Here is a 7,657-nt window from a genome sequence, read left to right on the forward strand (position 1 = left end):
AGCTACCTGGCACCGTTCAAATATGAACAACAACTTGCCAAGGCAGCGTAAAAAAAGTGTCCGGAAAATCCTTGCCATATCAGATCAGTGTGGTGAGATTGTTCAGGGCTCATTACTTGAGTGAATAACATCAAATTAACCAGTCAAGGAACCTTTCACTAAAAAAAACAACTAATATATGGTGTTTTCATAAACGTTAGCGAAAATCAGTACTATGGATATTTCCAGCCCGTCATTTAACCCTGATGACAACACCCAACGACCTCTTTCGACAACATTTCATGGGCAAGCCATGGCAAATTGCCGGGTAAAAACAGCAGAATCAGTCAGATTCATGCCAGAGGATTCAGAACCACAGGGCGCAGAGCAGAAAAAGCCCAAAGCTTTATCACCGCGAGACAGAACCGTCATTGAGTTTTCAAAGTTTTGCGCAAGCCACTTTTATCCAAAAACGGATTGTAGAAGGTCCGGGCTTCCGAATGAATTTTGCAATAACTATTCTCATATTGCCGTCTTCGATTTTTGCACTATGATGCGACTTTTCAGCCATAGTCACGAAAGCCTTTTTAATGACATTACCGATACGATCAGAGTCACTACAGATGATGAGAATGAGGCCAAGGATATCCTCAGAAAATTAGTTTATTCAGAAGAATACGATAGTATTAAAGGTATAGAAGCAGCCCGGAAAGTTCTCCCCGGTAAAGTAAAAGTAGCCCACCATCCAGAAAGCTCTGAAACAGGCTTCTTCCGTTCCCGAAGGTTAGTTCGAATCGTTACTCGTAAATTTCGGGAAGATCCCATATCGGCAAAACCATCTCCCGATAGAAGCAACGATAAATTACGCGCAGAAGAAAAAAACTCCCTGCCAATTAAGCGAAGAAAGACAGCGTGCAGTAAAAAACCTGATAACAATCAATGTAAAATACAGCGCAAAAGAAAAAGACAAAAAGAAAGACTGGATGCCGTCAAAGACACTATTACAGCCTGCCTGAAAAATCCGACTACAAAAAAAGATATTGAAAATACAATGAAGCTTATATTTCATCGAAGTGATCACTGGCAGGATTTTACATCGCTTAGAACCAGCATGAAACGATGGTTTAGCGGCCTTAACTCCGATATGACCAAAGGTTTTACAGAAGAAGAGATTAAACAGGCAGAAGAGGTTTTTTCCAGACTTATCGGGAGCTTTCAATCACCACCAGAGAAAAAAAGAAGAAAAAACAAGTGATGATTATGGCTGGTGCCTGGCTTTAACTACGCAGAATACTAACCCCGGTGCTGCCATTATACTGCCGGGAATAACATGGCTTCTGGGAATAACATAGCTTTCAGAAATAACACGGCTTCGAAAAACACCCTGCTGATCCATAGGTTTGTGACTCTCCCTACCGGCCCAACTCGCGATTCAGTCGCTCCACTTCAGCCCTTAAAATCATCACCTCATGCTCCAGTTCACGGATACGTGCCTTGTCATCAGCAGCCAGGTCTGCCTGACTGACGACACTCACTTCACCGGAGAAAAGATGGGCATAGCGGCTTTCACGTTTTCCCACCTCCCGGGGCAATTGAACCACCAGCCCGCGATCCACCATTTGCTGCAAAACCGCCTCAACCTCGCGAACATCAGCAAATTCAGCAAGGCGCCCGGTACGCCCCCGCAATTCGCCAGGCGTCTGTGTGCCCCGGAGAAAGAGCACACAAACAATGCCCCTTTCCTGGTCAGTCAGCTGCAAACTGCCAAACTCCGTATTGCAGAAACGATTCCGGTACTTGCTCACACGAGTCCCCGTATCTTCACTGACCAACCGTTCTTTCAAGAGACTGTCCAGTGTTTCCTTCACTTCAGATTCCGCCAGATTCAACACAGGCTCGCGGTTACTTTTCTGATTACAGGCATTGGTCAGGGAATTAAGCGACAGAGGATACTGATCCGGCGTCGTACTCTCTTTTTCAAGCAGGCAGCCAATCACACGGGTTTCATTCAGAGAGAGCAACATATGCATGGTAAAAAACAGTCAAACTATGAAATCAGGCAGCTATCAGCACCGGCAGCACCTGCTTCACTTTCAGTGCGCTTGCCTTGTAGTTGATGAGCCTCTTGTCGATATTGTTCGTACTCATGTAACGATATTTTGCGGCCACAGATCTCCTGAAAGTCAGTATGATCAAAGATGTGATTTTCATCCGCTTTATCAAAAAGTGGGTCGATGGGACCAAGCAAAGTAGACATAAGGTAGAAACCTTCGGTAAAGGGAAAATTTGATCCCTGGTGCTTCAGCACCTCTTGCTTTTCCGCTTGAAAATCATCAACGACATGAACGTTTGGTTGCTCATCTGCCTCGTTCATCCACTTGACGGCGGACCTTACCTCAGTGCAGGCAACCAGACACACCGGACTCCTCTCAGCCTGTCTGTTGCGCAGCAATTTAAAAATACGGTCTTTGGTGCCTCCTTTATTAGGCTCACCATCATTAAATACATAGATAATACGGGGGGGAGAATTCGGGGAGCGTTCAGACTCTCGTACAATTTTCTCCATGGCAGGATAAAGGGGAGTGGAAGGCTCTCTCTCTTCCAGGAGAATTCTTTCCAGACAACTCTTCATTTGCATCGCAACCCCGGCTGGTGTTCCACGGGTATCAATGGGCGGAAATTTCACGCTGAAACTTTCAATTTTTATTCCTTTTACCGGAATATGAGCCAATAAATCCGCAACGTTACTCAACCGATAAACGGCCTCTTCCAGCCTGGTCAGTTTTGTTCTGTAAAAAGGATGCATTATGCCATCCCGGGTATCCATGGAAATGCTGTTATCAATGATAAAATGCAATTCATAATTTTTCAGGGCGGCCAGTCGATAAGCCAGCCAGATTGATCCCTTTATTGGACCACCCAGCACCTCAGAAATCGCACTTCGCTGCTCAGGAGTAAATGCTTCGTGAAACTTTCTTACGGGATGGGGTAGAGAGATGCCCATTGAGGGTTGAGTGCCAAACCCGGCATGTTGGTCATCGATTCCGGGGTATGGAGGAGGAGGGTCCGAGTACGGCGGAAGTTCCGGGTATAGTTGGGGATGGGTGGCGGGTGGTACAACACCTTGTGGCAGAAAATCAACTCTTCTCGTGTGATCCGGATTTGAACGGTTACCGGAAACATATGCCATATGTTGCCTGTTGGCATCATGTGCATTTAACGTGAATCCCGAGTAATTCACCTGATCTGAATAGCCAGGACCCGCGGGGGGTTGCCGGGCGTCTGATGAGGAAAAAGGCCGTTGTGACTGTGAATATGTTGCCTGATTGCTATTAACAGAATATGTTTGATGACCTCTGGTGTCCATAATTCGAACCTCTGTGAATTACTTATTCTTCAAGCAAAAATAGACAAAAAAACCTCGACAGCCCATTTTTTATTTCAGAAAAGGTCATCAAATAGTCGCTTATCAGGGTATAACCGCAGGAAAGTCCAGGCCGGTCATTTCATCCAGGCCAAACATAATATTCATATTCTGAATGGCTTGGCCAGCCGCCCCTTTTACCAGGTTATCAATAACAGACAATATCACCACCGTGTCCCTGCCCTGTGGCCGATGGACCGCTATACGACACTGGTTGCACCCACGGACAGAACGGGTTTCCGGATGGCTGCCCACAGGCATGACATCAACAAAGGACTCACTGTTAAAGGTGTTTTCATACAACCCCTGAAGGTCAATACCATGATCGTTAACGGTGCAATACAGTGTGGCGTGGATGCCGCGAATCATTGGGGTCAAATGGGGAACAAATACCAGGTCACCGGTAAATGGCGATACCCCTGCTCCTGGCATGCGTTCAATCCCCTGCTGAATTTCCGGCAAATGGCGGTGACCTGGAACACCATAGGCCTTGAAAGACTCGGAGGCTTCACAGAGCAGAGTGCCCACATTGGCTCCACGTCCAGCGCCACTGACACCGGATTTGGCATCGACAATGATATTCCCGCTCACCAGCCCTGCTCGCACCAGGGGTAATAAACCCAGCTGTGTTGCCGTTGGATAACAGCCGGGATTGGCAACCAGCCGGGCGTTGGCGATATCGGCACGGTTCATTTCCGGCAGGCCATACACCGCCTCTTTTACGACGTCCGGGCAGGCATGCTCAATGCCATACCATTGCTTCCACAGTTCTGTGTCACTGAAACGAAAGTCAGCCGCCAGATCAATTACCCGCACGCCTGCAGACAGTAATTCCGGAACTGATTCCATGGCAATACCATTAGGTGTTGCAAAGAACACCAGGTCACATGAGGAGAGCTGTTCTTTGCCGGAGCCGGAAAAATCCGGAAGTGAAAAGCTCAGGTCAAGCTTTCCCCGTAATCCGGAAAAAAGCTCACTGACCGGCTTCCCGGCTTCAGAACGGGAAGTGATCATACTCAACTCAACCTCCGGATGAACCGATAGCAGTCGCAAAAGCTCCGCTCCGGTATAGCCCGTTCCACCGACAATGCCCACTTTGATCATCTGATGCTTCCGTTACTTCTTGATTATGGTCAGAGCCGGTTATCTTACCAGATCTCGCCCGGGTAACGTCGCTTCATTTGTGAGAGGGTAGCGGCACATCCGGTGTATCCGGTGGCCTTTTCCCGGGTAGCCCCGGAAATGAATAGTCATTCAATCTATTTGGCAATGTTAAAGTAATAGGCTGATCAGCCATGGCACAAGAAGCGGCATGTAGATAGCACACAGGCACATCCCCAGGCTGGAATAGACACCCATGGTCATATCCAGTTCAAAAGCCCGGGCAGTGCCGCCTGCGTGAGCATTTACTCCCATGGCAAAGCCAATGGCCCTTGGGTCAGTCACGCCAAACTTGTGGCACAGTGCTGGCCCCACCAGCGAGCCATAAACACCGGATATAATGACCACCGCAGCCACCAGGGGGATAATAGCGCCATACTGTTCGCCCATCACCAGGGCTACTGCTGTGGTTACGGCCTTGGTCGCAATGGATAACACTACATCTCTTGAGCCACCAGTTGCCAGTGCCATCCCCATGCCAATAAACACTGCCAGGAATCCACCGATCAGCAACGAACACATAAGAGGTCCCGCTAACTGACGAAGGGTATGCAGTTGTCGTGAAAGAGGAACCGCCAGTGATACGGTAAATGGCGCCAGCAACATCTTCAGCAACTCGCTGTGCCTGGTATACATATCGGGTTCAAGTGGGGTGAAGCGAATAACCAGATAAACCAGAAGACTGGTGGTAAACAACGGATGAAACCACCCCTTGCGTCCCACGCGATTAAAAAACTTTTCCGCCAGCAGGTAGGCCCCCAGGTTTATCAACAGAATCGTAACCGGGTTGTTAATTTGCCGCTGCAATAATCCGTACAAGAAACTGATAACCTCATCCATGATGGTTCTCTCCGCTTTCGGCAGCAAAGCTTTTAAGCAGCCATTGCACGAGAATCGCCGTCAAGACCAGGGAAACAGGGGTCGCCACCAGCACGGCCAGAGTGATAGGCAACCACTGTTGTAAAAGAAGGTCACTCAGAAAGAAAATACCAACACAGCCCGGGATAAACAGTACGGCCAGATAACGGATACAGAACTGGCTCGCCTTATCAAGGGACTCACTGACATCCCCGGACAACTGCAGATAAATGACCAGAAGTATCAACCCCATCACAGAGCCTGGAACCGAAAGATTGGAGGCGTCGCTTAATACGTCACCCAGCACGGTAAAAAACAGCAAAGTGACAATGCCTGACAGCGGTCCTGATGACATCGCTTGATCTCCTGAAGCAACAAAACATCAACAGATCATGGGATAAACGGCCCAGAAATGCTGCATAAATACTGATCAATAGTACCTGAAAAATAAAAACAGCGTGTTTTACCTGCTTAAAGACGCAATGACAAACCGGTAAATTGCGGACTACACTCATTAACCAATATCTTTGAAAACCCGCATCAGCAAATCCTGAAGTTCATAAACCTGAAATCGTCACACTCCCACCCGTCAGATATATTGCCTTTTCGGGCAAGAACTTTAGGGTTATTCACCAGTCTAAGATTTTATGGGCACTAATATCGCTAATAATGCTACTGATTCCACTCATCACCCCTGGGGAACAACTCCGTCTGGTAACCAGGCAGGAGAAAAAAACACAGAAGGGGTTTCGTTGGTTCCTCCGGAACAGGTGTCGCCTTTACTGGCATTACCCGATGAAATCCTGACTCAAATTGCTGACAGCCTGACGTTCGTTGAATTTCACCGTCTGGCTTCAACAAGCAGTCGCTTGCTGACCCTGTTCAACACCAGAGAAAAATTAAAAAAACTGTCCGCCCAATATTATGGCCCTGCTTTTGCCGCGTACAGAAAAACAATTGAAAACAGGGATATACCTCCGGTTCCGGACAATGATATTGATGACCCTTTATTACGGCTTGCTTACCTTCGACACGTAAGCAATAACTACCTGCGTTCTGAAAGCAATCCCCTGAAAACCTGCGTAGCGACGGTGAATGGGCATATTCACAGCGTGCAATCTGTCACGGTATTGCCCGGTGGACGGCTGGCTTCCTGCTCTTTCGACAAGACCATAAAGGTATGGGATCTGAGCAAGCCCGAAGAGCAGCAATGCGTGGCGACGCTGACAGGGCATACCTACGGGGTGAACTCAGTCATAACCTTGCCCGACGGGCGGTTGGTTTCCTGCTCTGATGACCGGACCGTAAAGGTGTGGGATCTGAGCAAGCCCAAGGGGCAGGAATGTGTAACGACGCTGAATGGGCATACTCAAAAAGTGCAATCTGTCACGGTATTGCCCGATGGGCGGCTGGCTTCCTGTTCTTTCGACAGGACCGTAAAGGTATGGGATCTGAGCAAGCCCGATCAGCAGCAATGCGTGGCGACGCTGAATGGCCATACCGACTGGGTGAGATCAGTCACGGTATTGCCCGATGGCCGACTGGCTTCCTGCTCTGATGACGGGATCATAAAGATTTGGGATCTGGACATGCCCGACGGGCCGCAATGCGTGGCGACGCTGGATCAGGGGAAATGGCCTCACTGGGTCAACTCTGTCACGGCATTGCCCGATGGGCGGCTGGCTTCCTGCTCTTCTGACGGGACCATAAATATTTTGGATCTGGGCAAGCCTGACGGGCAGCAATGCCAAGTGACGCTGAGAGGGATAAAAGGTTTCGGTCTGTCAGTCACGGTATTGCCCGATGGTCGGCTGGCTTCCTGCGCTCCTGACGGGACCGTATGTGTGTGGGATCTGAGCAAACCCGACGAGCAGAAATGCGTGGCAGTGCTGCAGGTGCATACCAGGCTGGTGAACTCAGTCACGGCATGGCCGGATGGGCGGCTGGCTTCCTGCTCTGATGACGCGACCATAAAGGTGTTGAATCTGATCAAACCACTCCACGGGAAGCCACAGGTGGTGACGGGGAAAAGGCATACGGACGGGGCGAACTCAGTCGCGACAACGACCAATGGTCGGCAGGTTTCCTGTTCTCCCACTCTGAAGAGAAGAAAAATCGTTGAATAAGGAAAAAAAATACCGTTGGTATCCGGGCTAAGCTGCCACTGACTGTAGAGAAAACTGACACTCCCCGCCCTGGCGGGCGAGGGTTCTTGATCGCTCAAGAACGTTTCTG

7 protein-coding genes are annotated in these 7,657 nt (G+C 49.0%); 2 read left to right on the top strand and 5 right to left on the bottom strand.

Annotation, left to right across the window (positions count from 1 at the left end):
* The first annotated feature begins 214 nt into the window (after nucleotides 1-214).
* On the top strand, nucleotides 215-1,234 hold the full coding sequence (locus KDK13_RS16190; RefSeq protein ID WP_257286018.1) for a hypothetical protein: 1,020 nt from the start codon (nucleotides 215-217) through the stop codon (nucleotides 1,232-1,234).
* A 157-nt stretch (nucleotides 1,235-1,391) separates the two neighbouring features.
* Here KDK13_RS16190 and KDK13_RS16195 read toward each other — a convergent pair whose 3' ends face one another.
* The 5 genes from KDK13_RS16195 to KDK13_RS16215 all read right to left on the bottom strand — a co-directional run bounded on the left by KDK13_RS16195 (nucleotide 1,392) and on the right by KDK13_RS16215 (nucleotide 5,777).
* The gene (locus KDK13_RS16195) at nucleotides 1,392-2,009 is read right to left on the bottom strand and encodes a YceH family protein (RefSeq protein WP_257286019.1); all 618 of its coding nucleotides are present in this window, start codon (nucleotides 2,007-2,009) and stop codon (nucleotides 1,392-1,394) included.
* A gap of 17 nt (nucleotides 2,010-2,026) precedes the next feature.
* A complete protein-coding gene (locus KDK13_RS16200; protein ID WP_257286020.1) occupies nucleotides 2,027-3,169 on the bottom strand; it encodes a VWA domain-containing protein in 1,143 nt (380 codons plus the stop codon).
* A 279-nt stretch (nucleotides 3,170-3,448) separates the two neighbouring features.
* A complete protein-coding gene (gene argC, locus KDK13_RS16205; protein ID WP_257286021.1) occupies nucleotides 3,449-4,507 on the bottom strand; it encodes an N-acetyl-gamma-glutamyl-phosphate reductase in 1,059 nt (352 codons plus the stop codon).
* Nucleotides 4,508-4,675: 168 nt separating this feature from the next.
* Complete coding sequence (locus tag KDK13_RS16210; RefSeq protein ID WP_257286022.1) at nucleotides 4,676-5,404, bottom strand: LrgB family protein; 729 nt, start codon at nucleotides 5,402-5,404, stop codon at nucleotides 4,676-4,678.
* On the bottom strand, nucleotides 5,397-5,777 hold the full coding sequence (locus KDK13_RS16215) for a CidA/LrgA family protein (RefSeq protein ID WP_257286023.1): 381 nt from the start codon (nucleotides 5,775-5,777) through the stop codon (nucleotides 5,397-5,399). Before KDK13_RS16215 ends, KDK13_RS16210 begins: the two co-directional genes overlap by 8 nt.
* Before the next feature lie 292 nt (nucleotides 5,778-6,069).
* On the opposite strand from KDK13_RS16215, the gene KDK13_RS16220 reads away from it, so the two are divergent.
* Entirely contained in the window at nucleotides 6,070-7,548 is a 1,479-nt protein-coding gene (locus KDK13_RS16220; RefSeq protein WP_257286024.1) for a hypothetical protein, read from the top strand.
* Nucleotides 7,549-7,657 lie beyond the last annotated feature (109 nt).

The sequence above is a fragment of the Endozoicomonas sp. SESOKO1 genome (assembly GCF_024606265.1).
GTDB lineage: Bacteria > Pseudomonadota > Gammaproteobacteria > Pseudomonadales > Endozoicomonadaceae > Endozoicomonas.

Bases quoted from the DNA above. Each gene is read 5' to 3' on its own strand.
- KDK13_RS16220 (WP_257286024.1), top strand. From the start codon at position 6,070: ATGGGCACTAATATCGCTAATAATGCTACTGATTCCACTCATCACCCC.
- KDK13_RS16195 (WP_257286019.1), bottom strand. From the start codon at position 2,009: ATGCATATGTTGCTCTCTCTGAATGAAACCCGTGTGATTGGCTGCCTG.
- KDK13_RS16200 (WP_257286020.1), bottom strand. From the start codon at position 3,169: ATGGCATATGTTTCCGGTAACCGTTCAAATCCGGATCACACGAGAAGA.
- KDK13_RS16210 (WP_257286022.1), bottom strand. From the start codon at position 5,404: ATGGATGAGGTTATCAGTTTCTTGTACGGATTATTGCAGCGGCAAATT.
- KDK13_RS16190 (WP_257286018.1), top strand. From the start codon at position 215: ATGGATATTTCCAGCCCGTCATTTAACCCTGATGACAACACCCAACGA.
- argC (WP_257286021.1), bottom strand. From the start codon at position 4,507: ATGATCAAAGTGGGCATTGTCGGTGGAACGGGCTATACCGGAGCGGAG.
- KDK13_RS16215 (WP_257286023.1), bottom strand. From the start codon at position 5,777: ATGTCATCAGGACCGCTGTCAGGCATTGTCACTTTGCTGTTTTTTACC.